The 15,627-nt window shown below is 67.6% G+C and carries 14 protein-coding genes and 1 tRNA gene; 7 read left to right on the forward strand and 8 right to left on the reverse strand.

Annotated features, from left to right (window positions below):
- Positions 1-80 precede the first annotated feature (80 nt).
- From tolB to AAFF32_RS08085, 6 genes are all read left to right on the forward strand, one after another.
- Complete coding sequence (gene tolB, locus AAFF32_RS08060) at positions 81-1,397, forward strand: Tol-Pal system beta propeller repeat protein TolB (protein ID WP_216960050.1); 1,317 nt, start codon at positions 81-83, stop codon at positions 1,395-1,397.
- 69 nt (positions 1,398-1,466) lie between these two features.
- Positions 1,467-1,976 carry a peptidoglycan-associated lipoprotein Pal gene (gene pal, locus AAFF32_RS08065; protein WP_216960047.1) on the forward strand — a complete coding sequence of 170 codons (510 nt, stop codon included), beginning with the start codon at positions 1,467-1,469 and terminating at the stop codon, positions 1,974-1,976.
- A gap of 33 nt (positions 1,977-2,009) precedes the next feature.
- Complete coding sequence (gene ybgF, locus AAFF32_RS08070) at positions 2,010-2,789, forward strand: tol-pal system protein YbgF (RefSeq protein ID WP_216961822.1); 780 nt, start codon at positions 2,010-2,012, stop codon at positions 2,787-2,789.
- Between the two features lie 17 nt (positions 2,790-2,806).
- Positions 2,807-3,484 (forward strand): 7-carboxy-7-deazaguanine synthase QueE, encoded by a 678-nt coding sequence (gene queE, locus AAFF32_RS08075; protein WP_216960044.1) that lies wholly within the window; start codon positions 2,807-2,809, stop codon positions 3,482-3,484.
- A 24-nt stretch (positions 3,485-3,508) separates the two neighbouring features.
- On the forward strand, positions 3,509-4,207 hold the full coding sequence (queC, locus tag AAFF32_RS08080) for a 7-cyano-7-deazaguanine synthase QueC (RefSeq protein ID WP_342317025.1): 699 nt from the start codon (positions 3,509-3,511) through the stop codon (positions 4,205-4,207).
- A 111-nt stretch (positions 4,208-4,318) separates the two neighbouring features.
- Positions 4,319-4,394, forward strand: a tRNA-Lys gene (locus AAFF32_RS08085).
- A 175-nt stretch (positions 4,395-4,569) separates the two neighbouring features.
- Here AAFF32_RS08085 and AAFF32_RS08090 read toward each other — a convergent pair.
- The 6 genes from AAFF32_RS08090 to AAFF32_RS08115 form a co-directional block, all read right to left on the reverse strand.
- Positions 4,570-5,808: a contractile injection system protein, VgrG/Pvc8 family gene (locus AAFF32_RS08090; RefSeq protein WP_342317026.1), complete on the reverse strand. Its 1,239-nt coding sequence runs from the start codon at positions 5,806-5,808 to the stop codon at positions 4,570-4,572.
- Positions 5,809-6,049: 241 nt separating this feature from the next.
- Positions 6,050-6,322 carry an HU family DNA-binding protein gene (locus AAFF32_RS08095; protein ID WP_216960027.1) on the reverse strand — a complete coding sequence of 91 codons (273 nt, stop codon included), beginning with the start codon at positions 6,320-6,322 and terminating at the stop codon, positions 6,050-6,052.
- A gap of 566 nt (positions 6,323-6,888) precedes the next feature.
- Positions 6,889-7,326, reverse strand: coding sequence for a GFA family protein (locus tag AAFF32_RS08100; RefSeq protein ID WP_216960025.1), 438 nt, complete (start codon positions 7,324-7,326; stop codon positions 6,889-6,891).
- 19 nt (positions 7,327-7,345) lie between these two features.
- The gene (locus AAFF32_RS08105; RefSeq protein WP_254200382.1) at positions 7,346-7,750 is read right to left on the reverse strand and encodes a GFA family protein; all 405 of its coding nucleotides are present in this window, start codon (positions 7,748-7,750) and stop codon (positions 7,346-7,348) included.
- A 141-nt stretch (positions 7,751-7,891) separates the two neighbouring features.
- Positions 7,892-9,706, reverse strand: coding sequence for a DNA helicase RecQ (gene recQ, locus AAFF32_RS08110; protein ID WP_342317027.1), 1,815 nt, complete (start codon positions 9,704-9,706; stop codon positions 7,892-7,894).
- 165 nt (positions 9,707-9,871) lie between these two features.
- Positions 9,872-10,417 carry a Dps family protein gene (locus tag AAFF32_RS08115; RefSeq protein WP_216960020.1) on the reverse strand — a complete coding sequence of 182 codons (546 nt, stop codon included), beginning with the start codon at positions 10,415-10,417 and terminating at the stop codon, positions 9,872-9,874.
- Positions 10,418-10,514: 97 nt separating this feature from the next.
- On the opposite strand from AAFF32_RS08115, the gene hrpA reads away from it, so the two are divergent.
- Positions 10,515-14,576, forward strand: coding sequence for an ATP-dependent RNA helicase HrpA (gene hrpA, locus AAFF32_RS08120; protein WP_342317254.1), 4,062 nt, complete (start codon positions 10,515-10,517; stop codon positions 14,574-14,576).
- Between the two features lie 6 nt (positions 14,577-14,582).
- On the opposite strand, the gene AAFF32_RS08125 is transcribed toward hrpA, so the two are convergent.
- Together AAFF32_RS08125 and AAFF32_RS08130 are read right to left on the reverse strand one after the other, a co-directional pair.
- A complete protein-coding gene (locus AAFF32_RS08125; RefSeq protein ID WP_216960017.1) occupies positions 14,583-15,062 on the reverse strand; it encodes a hypothetical protein in 480 nt (159 codons plus the stop codon).
- A gap of 47 nt (positions 15,063-15,109) precedes the next feature.
- Positions 15,110-15,616 (reverse strand): hypothetical protein, encoded by a 507-nt coding sequence (locus AAFF32_RS08130; protein ID WP_216960014.1) that lies wholly within the window; start codon positions 15,614-15,616, stop codon positions 15,110-15,112.
- Positions 15,617-15,627: the final 11 nt, after the last annotated feature.

Here is a 15,627-nt window from a genome sequence, read left to right on the forward strand (position 1 = left end):
CCGGCGTTAACAATTACAAAGCTGAACGGATTGTCCCTGCGCCGATCCGCCCAACGAATGGATTGATGACTGGAGTGCCGATGAAACGATCCCTCGCCTGGCTGGCCTCGCTGCTTGCCCTCCTGCTGCCCCTGTCCGCCGCCGCCCAGCAAGGGTTGGAGATCGACATCGTCGGCGGCAACGCCGCGGCCTTGCCGATCGTCGTGGTGCCCATGCCCTACCAGGGCAGTGCCGCCGCGCCGCAGACGGACGTCGCCGAGGTGGTCACCGCCGACCTGGCGCGTTCGGGCCAGTTCCGCCCACTGCCGGTCAACGACATCACCGAGAAGCCCACCCGCGGCGGCGAGATCAATTACCCGACGTGGCGTGCGCTCAACCAGGACTACATCGTGGTGGGCCGCGTGCTCGACGCCGGCGCCGGCAGCTACCGCGTGGAGTACGAGCTGTTCGACGTGGCCAAGCAGCAGCGCCTGCTGGGTTTCGCACTGACCGCTCGCGCCAACGCGATGCGCGACGTCGCGCACCAGATCGCGGATGCGGTGTACGAGAAGATCACCGGCGTGCGTGGCGCGTTCTTTACCCGCATCGCCTACGTCACGGCCACCGGTACCGGTCGCGGTGCGCAGTACGCACTGATGGTCGCCGACTCCGACGGCTTCAACCCGCAGACCGTGGTGCGCTCGCCCGAGCCGCTGCTGTCGCCGTCGTGGAGTCCGGACGGCAACCGCCTCGCGTACGTGAGCTTCGAAGGCGGCAGCTCGTCGATCTACATCCAGAACATCGCCACCGGTGCGCGTGAGCTGGTCGCCAAGTACCGGGGCATCAACGGTGCGCCGTCGTTCTCGCCGGACGGTCGCCGACTGGCGCTGACCCTCTCGCGCAGCGGCAATCCCGAGATCTATGTGATGGACCTGGGCAGCAAGGCACTGACGCAGCTGACCAACCACTTCTCCATCGACACCGAACCGACCTGGAGTGCCGACGGCGGCACGATCTACTTCACGTCCGACCGCGGTGGCCGTCCGCAGATCTATTCGGTTCCGTCCACCGGCGGCAGCGCCACCCGTGTGACCTTCCAGGGAAGCTACAACGCCAGCGCCAGCGTGTCGGCCGATGGCAAGAAGATCGCCACCGCCCAGGGCGCCGGCAACAACTACCGCATCGCCCTGATGGACAGCACGCTGGGCGCTGCGCGCTGGAGCACACTTTCGCCCGGTTCCCTCGACGAGTCGCCCAGCTTTGCACCTAACGGCGCAATGATCCTTTATGCTGCGCGCGAGGGCCGCCGGGGCGTGCTCTACGCCGTTTCGTCCGATGCCCGGGTGCGCCAGCGCCTGGTGCTTGCGGATGGGGACGTGCGTGAGCCCGCCTGGGGGCCGTTCCGTTTGCCGCGTTGATATGACGATAGCGGTGTATTGATTACAGCTGTTCGCCCCGAACTGTCCCCGATTTGACGAGGAAGAACCATGAATAACACGACTCGCATCCTGCTCGCCGCCGTGCTTTGCACCGCGGCCGTGGCCTGCTCCAAGAAGGTCAAGGAAACCCCTCCGACCGAAACCGCCCCGGCCCCGGCCCCCGTCGAGCAGCCTGCCACGTCGGGCGTCTACGGCCCGAACGATCTGGACACCGACGCTTGCCTGCGCCAGCGCGTGGTGTACTTCGACTTCGACCAGGACACCCTGCGTCCGGAGTTCCAGGCCATCGTCGGCTGCCATGCCAAGTACCTGCGTGACCGTCCGTCCTCGCGTATGACCCTCGAAGGTCACGCCGACGAGCGCGGCAGCCGCGAATACAACCTGGGCCTGGGCGAGCGCCGCGGCAATGCCGTGTCGTCGGCCATCCAGGCCAACGGTGGTTCGGGCAGCCAGATCACCGTGACCAGCTACGGCGAAGAGCGCCCGGTCTGCACCGACTCCAACGAGGACTGCTGGGCCAAGAACCGTCGCGTCGAGATCGTCTACACCGCTAAGTAAGCGTTGACGATGATCCGCAAGACCGTACTCGTCATGGCATTCGCGGCGACCTTCGTGGTCGCCGCGCCTGCTGTCGCCCAGCGCGCCAGCCTGGCCGACCGCGTGACTGTTCTCGAACAGCAGGCGGCTAACAACCAGGGCAACGTGGACCTGCTCAACCAGGTCTCGGCGCTGCGCAACGAGGTCCAGGCCCTGCGTTCGCAGGTCGAGGAGTTGCAGCAGCAGAATCAACAACTGCTGCAGAGTTCCAAGGCCCAGTACCTGGACCTGGACGGTCGCATCAACCGGTTGGAGAGTGGCGCGGTCGTCCCGCCCGCTCCCAACGCGGCCCCGGCGCCGGCGGGCAAGCCCGCCGCGCCGTCGGCCGCCGCCAAGGACCGCCCTCCGGCGGTCTACGGCGACAAGGGCGCGATCGCCAAGAGCGCCGACGAGCGCGTCGCCTACGACGCCGCGTTCAACGCCCTGAAGGCCGGCGACTACGTCGAATCGGCCCGCCTGTTCCAGGCCTTCATCGAGACCCACCCCGAGGGTGCCTACACGCCCAACGCGCTGTACTGGCTGGGCGAGAGCTACTACGTCACCCAGAACTACCAGATGGCGCAGGTGCAGTTCCAGTCGCTGCTGGACCGCTACCCGACCCACGACAAGGCCCCGGGCGCCATGCTCAAGATCGGCTTGTCGCAGTTCAACCAGAAGCAGGTCGAGGCCGCCGAGCGCACGCTCGCCGAGGTCTCCACGAAGTACCCCGGCACCGACGCCGCCCGCACCGCCAGCGACCGCCTCAACGCGATCCAGCTCGGCCGGCTGCGCTGATCCGCTAAAATGGCGGCATGAACGCCGTCCCCCTCGATGCGGCCGCCGCATCGCCCGACCGGCTGCGCATCACCGAAATCTTCCTGTCCCTGCAGGGCGAGGCCCGTGCTATCGGCTGGCCGACCGTCTTCGTGCGCCTGACCGGTTGTCCGCTGCGCTGCCAATACTGCGACACCGCCTACGCCTTCCACGGCGGGGAGTGGCGGCAGATCGACGACATCCTGGCCGAGGTCGCCCAGCACGGCGCCCGCCACGTCTGCGTGACCGGCGGCGAGCCGCTCGCCCAGAAGCGCTGCATCGGATTGCTCGAGCGCCTGTGCGATGCCGGCTATGAGGTCTCGCTGGAAACTTCGGGCGCGATCGACATCGCCGACGTCGACCTGCGCGTTTCGCGCGTGCTCGACATCAAGACGCCGGGCTCGATGGAAGTGCACCGCAACCTGTGGTCCAACCTGCCGCTGCTGACGCCGCACGATCAGGTGAAGTTCGTGATCTGCTCGCGCGAGGATTACGACTGGGCGAAAGGTATTGTGGCGGAGCACCGGCTGACCGAGGTCTGCGACGTGCTGTTCTCGCCCAGCTTCACTCAGATCAAGCCGAGCGACCTGGCCGACTGGATCGTCGCCGACAAACTGCCGGTGCGTTTCCAGCTGCAATTGCACAAGATCCTGTGGAATGACGAGCCCGGCCGCTGAGCCGGCTCGTATTGAAGGAACCCCATGAAGAACGCCGTCGTCCTGGTATCGGGCGGGATGGACTCCGCCGTCGTCGTCGCCATCGCCCGCGCGCAGGGCTTCGCCGTGCATGCGCTGAGCGTGCGGTACGGCCAGCGCCACACGTCCGAACTCGACGCTGCCGACCGCGTCGCGACGTCGCTCGGCGCCGTCGCGCACAAGACGGTGAACGTCGACCTGCGCAGCATCGGCGGCTCCGCGCTCACCGACGAATCGATCCTCGTGCCCACCGATGCCGACGGCCACGCGGTCGGACAGGCGGCGGTGAAGGACGCCATTCCCGTCACGTACGTGCCCGCGCGCAACACCATCATGCTGTCCATCGCGCTGGGCTGGGCCGAAGTGCTCGGCGCCAACGACATCTTTTGCGGCGTCAATGCCGTGGATTATTCGGGCTATCCGGACTGCCGGCCGGAGTTCATCGACGCGTTCGAGAAGCTGGCCAACCTGGCCACGAAGGCCGGCGTGGAGGGCGCGGGCCTGCGCGTGCACGCTCCTCTGCAGTTCATGAGCAAGGCCGACATCGTGCGCGAGGGCGTGCGCCTGGGCGTGGATTTCGCGCAGACCGTTTCCTGCTACCAGGCCGACGACGAAGGCCGCGCCTGCGGCCACTGTGACGCCTGCCGCCTGCGTGCCGAAGGCTTCACTGCGGCCGGCATGCCCGACCCCACGCGTTACGCCTGAATCTTCCCGGCGCGTCGCCTGCACCGTCACGGCGGCCTGCGCTAGAATGCACGCCCCGGCGCAACGTCGGGCCCGCGCGCCGCATCGCGGTCGCGCCGATCTTCAAAACGTGGGCCGTTAGCTCAGTCGGTAGAGCATCGGACTTTTAATCCGCTGGTCGATGGTTCGAATCCATCACGGCCCACCATCCTTCAGCAGACCGCCGCTTCCGCAAGGCACCGTGTTGCGGTGGAGCACGCGTCACATCGGCGCGGCACGGGTCGGTTCGAGTTCGCTATGCGGCTGGCCAGCCTGGGCAACCGGGGCGCTGAGCTAGTGGAAGGCCTGCCGGGAATTGCCGCGCACTTCGAGCGTGGCGATGTTTAGGCAGTGGGTTTCGACACAGGCATGCACTCCGCGCCCACAGACACCCGCGAGACAGCGCGCCGAGGCGCCCGCTGAATTCTTCCGTGCGCCCGAAGATGCAGGTCGAGACCGCGGCGGCGTGTGGCGTGCCAAACGCGAGCCTTCGAGCCTGCGCTGCCGGTGGACCGCACTGCAACTAAGGCTCGATCGAACATTCGGAATCGTCTGATATGCACTCCGGGCGTGCCGTTGGTAATTTCGGCTTCAGATGAATAGCCATTCATCTCGCGGCAAAGTGTCCACGCAAAAGCATGGAATAGCTCCATGCCTGACACCGATGCGGCGCTCACCAAATGTGCAGGATGCAGGCAATGAACAACAAGAAGACTGGATCGGTAGCACCGACCGAGCGCATCAATATCAAGTACGTGCCGGCAACCGGCGACCAGAAGGCTGAAATCGAGCTTCCGCTGAAGCTGATGGTAGTCGGCGACTTCAAAGGTCACGACGAAAGCGAAGCGCTGGAAGAGCGCGTTGCCGTGCAGGTCACCTGCGGCCGAGATCATCACGGTGCGACCGCCATGCAGGGTTTCGGTGACCGCACCCGTCACCGTCCGGCTGGACGTCTGTGTCACGTTCTCGGACCAGGTGCCGTCGCGTTGGCTGGTGTAGTTTCCGGTCAGCGTGGTGGTGAAGTTGCCCGTGATGGTTTCGGTATAGCCGCCAGCGGAGATGGTCTTGCTTTCACCGGCTTCGTACGATTCGCTGACCTCCCCAGTCACCTTGACCGTGCGCGTACCCACGACCGTGTCCGTATCGTTGCCCTTGACGGTGCTACTGCTGTCGTTGAGCACCGTCCGGTTCATGTCTTTCTGCGCGTGGAGACCCTCGCTGACTTCATGCCAGTGGACGATGCCCTCTTCGGTCGCCAGCCGATGAAAGAACTCCGAGTCGCTTTCGCGATACTGGACGCAGTACTCGCGCGGCTCGTGTGCCGCCGAGTACGCAGTGCGCGTGCCAATCACGCGGTGCTCCTTCAGCAGCGTCGCCAGGATCTCGGTGGCGTTGACCCGTTGGAAGATGCGGCTGTTATGGCGCAGGCCCAGGCGCGCGAGCGGCGATTCAACGGTGGCGCGATAGCGGCTACGGCGGAAGCCGGTTTCGTCCTGTTCGAAGGCCGTGACGATGCCAACGATGCTGCGCTCGGGTAGCGATGCCGGTGCTGGACGAACGTGGCCATCCCCAGCAACGTTCAAGTGGGCGGGCCGCCGAAGGTGTCGTGGACGGCGCTGGCGTTCAAGACGCGTTCGCCGCAGGGAACTTCCGCGGGCGAAATTTACCGGCGGGTAGTCTTTCAGGGCTGGCCCATCGCTGTACCGAAGTCGAATTTCGATGCAGCGCAATGCGCTTCTTTGCTGTATCGCGTGCGGCTTCGGCTCGATACGCCTGTCAAAGCAAACGCGGCCGCAAATGCGGCCGCGTTCTACACGGATGCGATTACTTCAGCGCGTCCTTGAATGCCTTGCCCGGCTTGAACGCGGGCACGATCGTCGCCGGAATCGCGATGTCTTCGCCCGTCTTCGGGTTGCGGCCGGTGCGGCCTGCGCGGTTGCGGGCCTCGAACGTGCCGAAGCCGACCAGCGTGACGACCTCGCCCTGCTTCAGGGCCTGCGTCACCGACTCGACCAGCGCATTGACCGCGGCTTCGGCCTGGGTCTTCGTGAGCTGCGAACGTTCTGCGATGGATTCGACGAGCTGTGCCTTGTTCATGCGGGTTCCTGCTTTGAAAGACTGGATAGTCTACAGCCAAGGCGGGCGCGCCTCGTGGCTGCGGCCCCGATCGCGGTGATGGCACCTTTCCTTGGGCGGCAAATGATGCTAGGCCATGGCGAGGCGGGATCGGCCGCCGGGTACCGCAATCGCGGCCGACATTCGGCACCAGCATGCGGAAGCTCCGAGGTCCATCCAGCACCCTTGGGTGGTTGATCCAGCCGATATGCGCACCGCAAAGGACTTAGTAGGCGCGCGAGCGCGTGCTCCGACGAATCAGCACGAGGACGAGGTCCACCGCCAGTGCTACCGCGCAAACGTGTACGAAAGTCGGGAGATGAGCACGCAGCGGCAGCGAGACCAGGAAGAGCAGGAGAAAGAGCACTCCGGATTGCAGTAGGGCATTCATCGGTATTGCCTGAGGGAATGGGGCGTTCCGTCGCCGGTGCGCGCGGGACTTTCGCTGGGTGCATCGCTGTTGTCGATGCGAAAATGTGACGATTGCGGAACAGGCATCGGGCCCACCACGCGGGAGGTTCCGTCGCAGCGCCACTGCAGTCATTGCGTCAGTCTGTGCTCGAGGCCTGGCTGGGCACGGCCGTGCTGCTGTGCGCGAAACGGGGGAGGCCATCGGTGGTGTCGAACCATGGCAAGCGGGACTTCGTCCAGACGTGGTCGTCGATGCGTACGGCGGATGGAGCATCGAGGCTGCCGACGCATACCTGCACGCGGTCGGCGAGGACATCCTCGCGCATGCCCACCGTGCTTCCGCACACGGAGCAGAAGCCTCGTTCGGCGTGTGGAGAGGAGCGGTACCAGCTCGGCGGTGAAGTCAGCCACTGGAAGGCCGCGGCGGGAAAATGCACGAACGCCAGGGCCGGCGCACCGGAGTGGCGCCGGCAGATCCCGCAATGGCAGATCACGCCGCGCAACGGTGCGCTGGTCGCGCGGTAGCGAATGGCGCCGCAGAGGCAGCCACCGTCGAAGATCATCTGCTCCGACATCGTCTGCCTCCCTGTTTCATCACGACGTGCTCGTGCGCGGGTAATGCCGCATCGCCTCGTTGGTCCGTTCCCACGGAAGCTTGTGCTCGATCCAGATTTCCTTGGTCGGCGGAAACTCCTCGGGCGCGTCGAGCGTGGCGGTCGTGATGTCGATGCTGCCCACGTCGTCGTCGTGCCGGTAGCTCAGCTGCGTGCCACAGTTGCCGCAGAACGTGCGCACCACGTGGGTCGATGAGCGATAGCGCACGGGCATGCCGCTGAGGAAAACGATGCTGTTGACATGGAAGGTCGACCACGCGACCGAGGGTGCGCCGCTCGCGCGCCGGCAGCTCCGGCAGTGGCAGATGCTGCGCGACACCGGTGGCGCAGTGGCCCGGTAGCGCACGGCTCCGCAAAGGCAGCCACCTTCTATGTTCAGTCCCATGTTGTCCTCCACGACCCTGAACGTGGCGGGTTTTCGCGGTTATACGGCCCCGGCCGTGTCTGTGGCGCGAGGACGCATGAACGATGGGCCGCCCGGTTGGCCCACTCTGGATAGCGGCAGCTGCGGCGCCAACCTGAGCGCTCAGGCGGCGTCGAACAGCTGCTGCAGCACCGCCTCGCCGTACCGGTCGAGCTTGCTGGCGCCGATGCCGGGCACTCGGGAGAGCTCGTCCAGGTCGTCCGGCGCGGCCTGGGCGATCGCACGCAGGGTGCTGTCGTGGAAGATGACGTAGGCGGGGACGTTCTGCTCGCGCGCGGTGGTCGTGCGCCATTCGCGCAGCGCGTCGAAGCGCAGCTGCGAGTCCGGATCCAGGTCGATCATCGGCGCGGCGGCCGTGCCGCCTCGGCCACGCCGGCCACGCGTCGGCTTCTCGGGCTCGTGGCGGAAACGCAGCTCGACTTCGCCGCGAAGCACCGGCCCGCTCGCCGGGGTGAGGCGAAGGGCGCCGTGGTGTTCGACGTCGGCCTCCAGCAGGCCGCCCGCCACGAGTTGCCGGAACACGCCGCGCCACTGGCGTTCGTCCAGGTCGTTGCCGATGGCCCAGGTGCTCAGGCGCTCGTGGCCCCATTGCTGGACCTTGTCGGTGCTCACGCCGCGCAGCACGTCGATGACATGCCCCGCGCCGAAACGCTGGCCGGTGCGGTACACGCACGACAGAGCCTTGCGCGCGGCCTGCGTGCCGTCCCAACTGCGCGGCGGCTCCAGGCAGTTGTCGCAGTTGCCGCAGGCGCCCGCGTGCGATTCGCCGAACCAGCCGAGCAACGCCTGCCGGCGGCACTGCGTGGATTCGCAGTAGCCCAGCAGCGCATCGAGCTTGCGCAGCTCCAGGCGCTTGCGCTCCTCGCCGGCTTCGCCCTGCTGGATCATCTGGCGCAGGTTGACCACGTCGCCCAGTCCGTAGCTCAGCCAGACCTCGGCGGCCTCGCCGTCGCGGCCGGCGCGGCCGGTTTCCTGGTAATAGCCCTCGATCGACTTGGGCAGGTCGACATGGGCGACGAAACGCACATCGGGCTTGTCGATGCCCATGCCGAAGGCGATGGTCGCGACCATCACGATGCCGTCCTGCTGCAGGAAACGCCGCTGGTTGCCGGCGCGCAGCGATGCCTCCATGCCCGCGTGGTAGGGCAGGGCGTTGATCCCCGCCGCCTGCAACTGCTCGGCCACGGTTTCCACGCGCTTGCGCGAAAAGGCGTAGACGATGCCGCTCTCGCCGCGGTGGCCGTCGAGGAAATCCAGCAGCTGGCGCACGCCGCCGCCGTCCTTGTGGACCACGCGATAACGCAGATTCGGCCGGTCGAAGGAGCTGACGAACTGGCGCGCGTCCTCCAGGTTCAGGCGTTCGGCGATCTCCCGGCGCGTCGGCGCGTCGGCCGTCGCGGTCAGGGCGATACGCGGAATGTCGGGCCAGCGCTCGTGCAGCACGGTGAGCTGGCGGTATTCCGGGCGGAAATCGTGGCCCCATTGCGAGACGCAGTGCGCCTCGTCGATGGCGAACAGGCCGATGCGCGCGCGCTCCAGTAGTGAGAGGAACCGCCCGGTCAGCAGCCGCTCGGGCGCGACATAGAGCAGGTCCAGCTCGCCGGCGAGCAGTTGCCGTTCGACCTCCGCGGCGCCGGCCGCGTCGAGCGTGGAATTGAGGTAAGCCGCGCGCACGCCCAGCTGGCGCAGCGCCTCGACCTGGTCCTGCATCAGCGCGATCAGCGGCGAGACCACCAGGCCGCAGCCCTCGCGCAGCAAGGCGGGCAGCTGGTAGCACAGCGACTTGCCGCCGCCGGTGGGCATGAGGACCAGGGCGTCGCCACCGCCGGTGACGTGCTCGACGATCTGCCGCTGCTCGCCACGGAAGTCGGGGTGGCCGAATACGCGGCGGAGCAGATCGAGAGCGGGGTCGGACATGCGCCTAGTTTAGCCGGCGCGTTGTCGCAGGGATTCGGAAAAGGCCGGGAAATCGGGTGGGAGAGGGCCGCGATCCGGGCGCGAAAGGCCGGCTGCGCCCTCGCCAAGCCCTCTCCCGTGCGCGGGAGAGGGCTCAGGAACGCTTGAAAACGCGGCGCGCCGCCATCACTCCAGCAGCGAGCGCAGCATCCACGCGTACTTCTCGTGGGTCTGCAGGCGCTGCGTCATCAGGTCCACGGTCGGGTCGTCGCCGGCATCGTCGGCGGTCTTGAGGACCTTGCGCGCGGTGCGGGCCACGGCCTCGTTGCCGGCGACGAGCTGGCGCACCATTTCCTTCCAGTCCGGCGCTTCGGTCAGGCCGGGCTCCTCGGGGATGGAGCTGAGGCGGATGAACTCGGCGTACGAGCCCGGCGCGTTGAAGCCCAGGGCGCGGATGCGCTCGGCGGTTTCGTCCAGCGCGTTCCACTGCTCGGTGTACTGGCCCTCGAACATCACATGCAGGCTGTTGAACATCGGCCCGGTGATGTTCCAGTGGAAGTTGTGGGTCTTCAGGTAAAGCGTGAAGCTGTCGGACAGGAACCGCGACAGGCCCTCGGCGATCTTCTTGCGGTCGCCGGCGGTGATGCCGATGTCGATCGCCTGGCTGGAGGCCGTGGGCGTCAGCGGGGTCTTGTCGGACTTGGCGGGCTTGGTGTTCTTGGCTTTGGCCATCGGTGTTCTCCCTTCGATCATGGCATTGCGGCGACAATAGGCGGCGTCGACCGCGACGTGAAATACATTCTTTCTGGCAGTGCAATCGATGAAGTCTATGGACCCGGCGGAGTCTAGTCAGGCCGATGTCAGCAATGCGTTACGCCAGGCCCGGCGCGCCATCGATGGTGCGCTGAGCCGGGACCGTGGCCGCCTGCACGGACTGTGGTCGCGCTGGAGCGGCAAGCCCGCCGACGCTCGCGCGCGTGATGCATTCGCGCAGGCGCTGGCGGCATCGGTGGCGCAGCGCGAAGCGCGCACCGCCTCGCTGCCCGCGGCGCCCGTCGACCCCAACCTGCCCATTGCGGCAAAGGCCGACGAGATCGTCGAGTTGATTCGTGCGCACCCGGTGGTGGTGATCGCCGGCGAGACCGGATCGGGCAAGACCACCCAGCTGCCGAAGCTGTGCCTGGCCGCCGGCCGCGGCGCCGCCGGCATGATCGGCTGCACCCAGCCGCGCCGCATCGCCGCGCGCGCCGTGGCCCGTCGCGTGGCCGAAGAACTGCAGACGCAGATGGGCGGCGCGGTCGGCTACCAGGTTCGCTTCACCGAGAACGTCGGCGAGCAGACCGCGGTGAAGTTCATGACCGACGGCATCCTGCTGGCCGAAATCCAGTCCGACCGCTGGCTCTCGCAGTACGACACCATCCTCATCGACGAGGCGCACGAGCGCAGCCTCAACATCGATTTCCTGCTGGGCTATCTCAAGCAGCTGCTGCAACGTCGCAAGGACCTGAAGATCATCGTGACGTCCGCGACGATCGACACCGAGCGCTTTGCCGCGCACTTCGACGGCGCGCCGGTGGTGAACGTGGAAGGCCGCAGCTATCCGGTGAACGTGCGTTACCGCCCGCTGGAGGGTGAGGAGGCGCGAGCTGGCGGGCACGACAGTGCACGCCGCGCCTCCGAACGACCGGGCATGGATGGCCGGGCCGGGCCTTCCGAAGGCGGTGGCGTCGCGCCAGAGATGGCCACTGCAACGTATGCCGAAGGGAGAGGCGAGCGCACCACCAACGACGGCATCGTCGCCGCCTGCGACGAGATCACCCGCGAGGATCCGCGCGGCGACGTGCTGATCTTCCTGCCGGGCGAGCGCGAGATCCGCGACGCGCACCTGTCGCTGGAGCGGCGCAAATACCGCGAGACCGAAGTGCTTCCGCTGTACGCGCGCCTGTCCGTGCGCGACCAGGACCGCGTGTTCAACCCCGGCCCGAAGCGCCGCATCGTGCTGGCCACCAACGTCGCGGAAACCTCGCTGACGGTGCCGCGCATCCGCTACGTTGTCGATCCGGGCCTGGCGCGCGTGAAGCGCTACAGTCCGCGCGGCAAACTCGATCGCCTGCACATCGAGCCGGTCAGCCAGGCCAGCGCCGACCAGCGCAAGGGCCGTTGCGGACGCATCAGTGAAGGCACCTGTTTCCGGTTGTATTCGGAAGCCGATTTCGAATCGCGCCCGCGCTACACCGATCCGGAAATCCGCCGTGCCGCGCTGGCGGGCGTGATCCTGCGCATGCTCTCGCTGGGCCTGGGGCGCATCGAGGAATTCCCGTTCCTCGAACCGCCCGATCCGCGTGCGATCGCCGACGGCTGGCAGCAGCTGGCCGAGCTGGGCGCCGTCGATGAAGAACGCCGGCTCACCCCGACCGGGAAGTTGATGTCGCGCCTGCCGGTCGACGTGAAGCTGGCGCGCATGCTGGTGGCGGCGAACCAGCACGGCGTGCTGCGCGAGGTGCTGGTCATCGCGTCCTTCCTGGGCATCCAGGACCCGCGCGAGCGTCCCGCCGACCAGCGCGCCGCCGCCGACAACGCGCACGCGCAGTTCGCCGATGCGAAGTCGGAGTTCGTTGGCATCCTCAAGCTGTGGGACGCCTACAACGCGGCGCACGAGGACCTCACGCAGTCGAAGCTGCGCGGCTGGTGCGAGAAGCACTTCCTCGGTTTCCTGCGCATGCGTGAATGGCGCGAGCTGCATCGGCAGTTGAAGCTGATGGCCGAAGAGTTGGACTGGAAGGAATCGCGCGCCGCCGTGAACGAACAAGGCGCGCTCGACCAGTCCGCCTACGCCACGCTCCACAAGGCGCTGCTCGCCGGTCTGCCGACGCAGGTCGGCACGCGCGGCGATCGTGGCCAGTACGACGGCCCGCGCGGGCGCAAGTTCCAGCTCTTCCCCGGTTCGCCGCTGGCGAAGAAGCCACCGCCGTGGGTGCTGTCGGCGACGCTGCTCGACACCGAGCGCGTGTGGTCGCTGACCAATGCCGCGATCGAACCGGACTGGGCCATCGCGGAGCTTTCGCACCTGCTCTCGCGTCGCCAGCACGATCCGCGCTGGTCGCGCTCGCAGGGACGCGTGGTCGGCAGCGAGCAGATCAGCCTGTTCGGCCTGGTGCTGGCGCCCAAGCGTCCGGTGCATTACGGCGCGCTGTTTCCTGAAGAAAGCCGCGCGATCTTCGCGCGCGACGCGCTGGTGATGGGCGAGATCAACACGCGTGCGCAGTTCCTGCCGCGCAACCTCGCCACGCTGGCGAAGGCGCGCGACGAGGAAGCCAAGCAGCGCCGCAGCGGTCTGGTCGTGGACGAGGACTGGATGACGCAGTGGTACCTCGACCGCCTGCCTCCGCACGTGCACAACGCGCAGGCGCTGGATGCGTGGTACGGCAAGCTGCCCGCGAACGAGAAGGCCGCACTGGAATGGTCGCTCGCCGACCTGATGATCGGCGACGAGAGCGACGCCGTGCGTTTCCCGCCGTACCTCGCGCTGGGCAACGCGCGGCTTGCGGTGAAGTACCGATTCGAGCCCGGCGCGGCCGACGACGGCATGACGCTCGCCGTTCCGCTGCATCTGCTCAATGCCCTCGATGCGGTGCGCCTGGGCTGGCTCGCACCGGGCTTCGTGCAGGACAAGGCGGCCGCGCTGATCAAGACGCTGCCGAAGACGATCCGTCGCAACTTCGTGCCGGCGCCGGATTTCGCCCGCGCCTTCCACGAAGCCAATCCGCAGCCCGGCGCCGACAGCATCACCGGCGAACTCGCGCGCTTCCTGCACAAGCTCGGTGGCGTTGCGGTCGCAGCGATCGATTTCGATGAGGCCGCACTGGAGCCGCACCTGCGCATGAACCTGCGGCTGCTCGACCGTGACGGCAAGTCCGTGCTGGCCGAATCGCGCGACCTGGACGATCTGCGCGCCCGCTTCGGCGAACGCGCGGCGGCGGCCTTCGCGGCGAAGGCGGCGGACGGTCTGGCGCAACGCGGTTTGACGACGTTCCCGGATGCGCCGATTCCCGTGTCGGTGGCGGGCGCCGGCGGCGTGCCCGCGTATCCCGCGCTGCACGACGATGGCGACAGCGTGTCGTTGCGCGTGCACGCCGAACGCGACGTCGCGCGGCGCGAACACCCGCGCGGCGTGCGCCGGCTGCTCGCGATCGCCCTGGCGGACAAGCTCAAGCAGGCGCGCAAGCAACTGCCGGTGTCGCCGAAGACGGGGCTGCTTTACGCCTCGATCGAGGCGGCCGCGCCGCGCACGGACGGCCTCAGGGAAGGCGATCGTTTGCGCGCGGACCTCGTCGACGGTGCGTTCGCCTCGCTGGCCTCGGAAGAAGCGCTGGGCGACATCCGCGATGCCGCGACGTTCGCCTCGCACCGCGACGCCATCGCCAAGCAACTGTTCGGCGATGCGATGGAGCGGCTCAAGCAGGCCGAGGCGATCCTGTCCGCCGTTGCCGAAGCACGCGCCAAGCTCGAATCACCGCTGATGGGATGGGCCAGCGGCAACCTCGACGACATGCGCGCGCACCTGGCGACGCTGACGCCGCCGGGATTCCTGCGCAGCGTGCCGGCCGACGCGTTGCGCGAGTACCCGCGCTATCTGAAGGCACTCGCGCTGCGCGGTGAGCGTGCGTTGCGCGATCCGGTGCGCGACCAGGCGCGCATGCTCGAACTCAAGCCGTTCGTCGACGCGTTGGCCACGGCCACAGAAACCGGCCAGGACGACACTCCCGAATGGCAGGCATTGCGCTGGGATCTGGAGGAACTGCGCGTGTCGCTGTTCGCGCAGGAACTGGGCACGCGCGGCGGCGTGTCGCCGAAGAAACTGGCGCAGCGGCTGTCGCAGCTGCGTCGCTGACGCGCGTCAGTCGACGCGCTGCACCTTGATCGGCGGCGTGCCGTCGTCCATGCGCAGGTACCACGCGCCGAGGAAACCCGGCGCGATGGTCACCTTCGGGTCGCTCACCGGGCGTGCGAAGTTCACGCCGCCGTCGAGCACGCGCCAGCGCTGGCCGTTGTCGAGCAGCAGCGTCTGTCCTTTCGTCCAGCCGCGCGCCTGGCCCGGCACGGTGGCGGTGACCGCCTGCGCCGCCGTGCGTGGCGGGCGCTTTCCGGCCTCGTCCTGCGTGCGTTGCGTGTCGGCGGCGCGCAGTGCTTCGGCGCGCTCCTGGCTGAGCAGGCGGTTGAGCAGCGCGAGCTGGTCCGCCGACAGCGTGTCCAGCCCGGTCGCGCGCAGTTCTTCCGCGCTCAGGCGCTGTTCGAGGGGAACGTAGTCGCGCTGCGCGGCCAGGGCCGGCACAGACAGCAGCATCGCGATCGCAAGCAACAGCGTGGAGCAACGCATCGGTTCACCTCGCGGGTCGATGGGGCAGGGACGTCAGGCGGTGCGGATCACTTGACGCGCTGCACCTTGGCCCGGGTGTTGTAACCCTCCACCGACAGGTACCACGCACCGCCCACCAGGCTCGGCGTGATGCGCACCTGCGGCTTGTCCAGCTTGGCGCTGAGCGAGGCGTCGTCGATCTGCTGCCACACCTGGCCATTATCGAGCGTGAAGCTGCGGCCCTTGCCGAAGCCGGTGAAACCGCCGGCGAGTGCCGCGGTCACCGGGTCGCGTGATTCGCGCTCGAGCAGGCCGCGGCGATCATCGGAAGTCTCCTGCTTGGCGACTTCGGCCGCCTTCGCCGTCTCGACCTCGAGCTTGCCATCCAGCCAGGCATTGAGGTTCGCCAGCTCCGCCGCGGACAGCTTGTCCAGGCCCGACGCCTTGAACTGCTCGTAGGACATCTGCTGCTCGATCTTCTGCTGGGCCAGTGCGGTCGTGGCCAGGGGCATCAGCGCCACGGACACGGCGAGCGCGGCCAGGCGGAGGCGGATCGGCGGGGAGATGCGGGTCATGCGCTGTTCCT

This window comes from Lysobacter sp. FW306-1B-D06B (assembly GCF_038446665.1).
Lineage (GTDB): Bacteria > Pseudomonadota > Gammaproteobacteria > Xanthomonadales > Xanthomonadaceae > Lysobacter_J.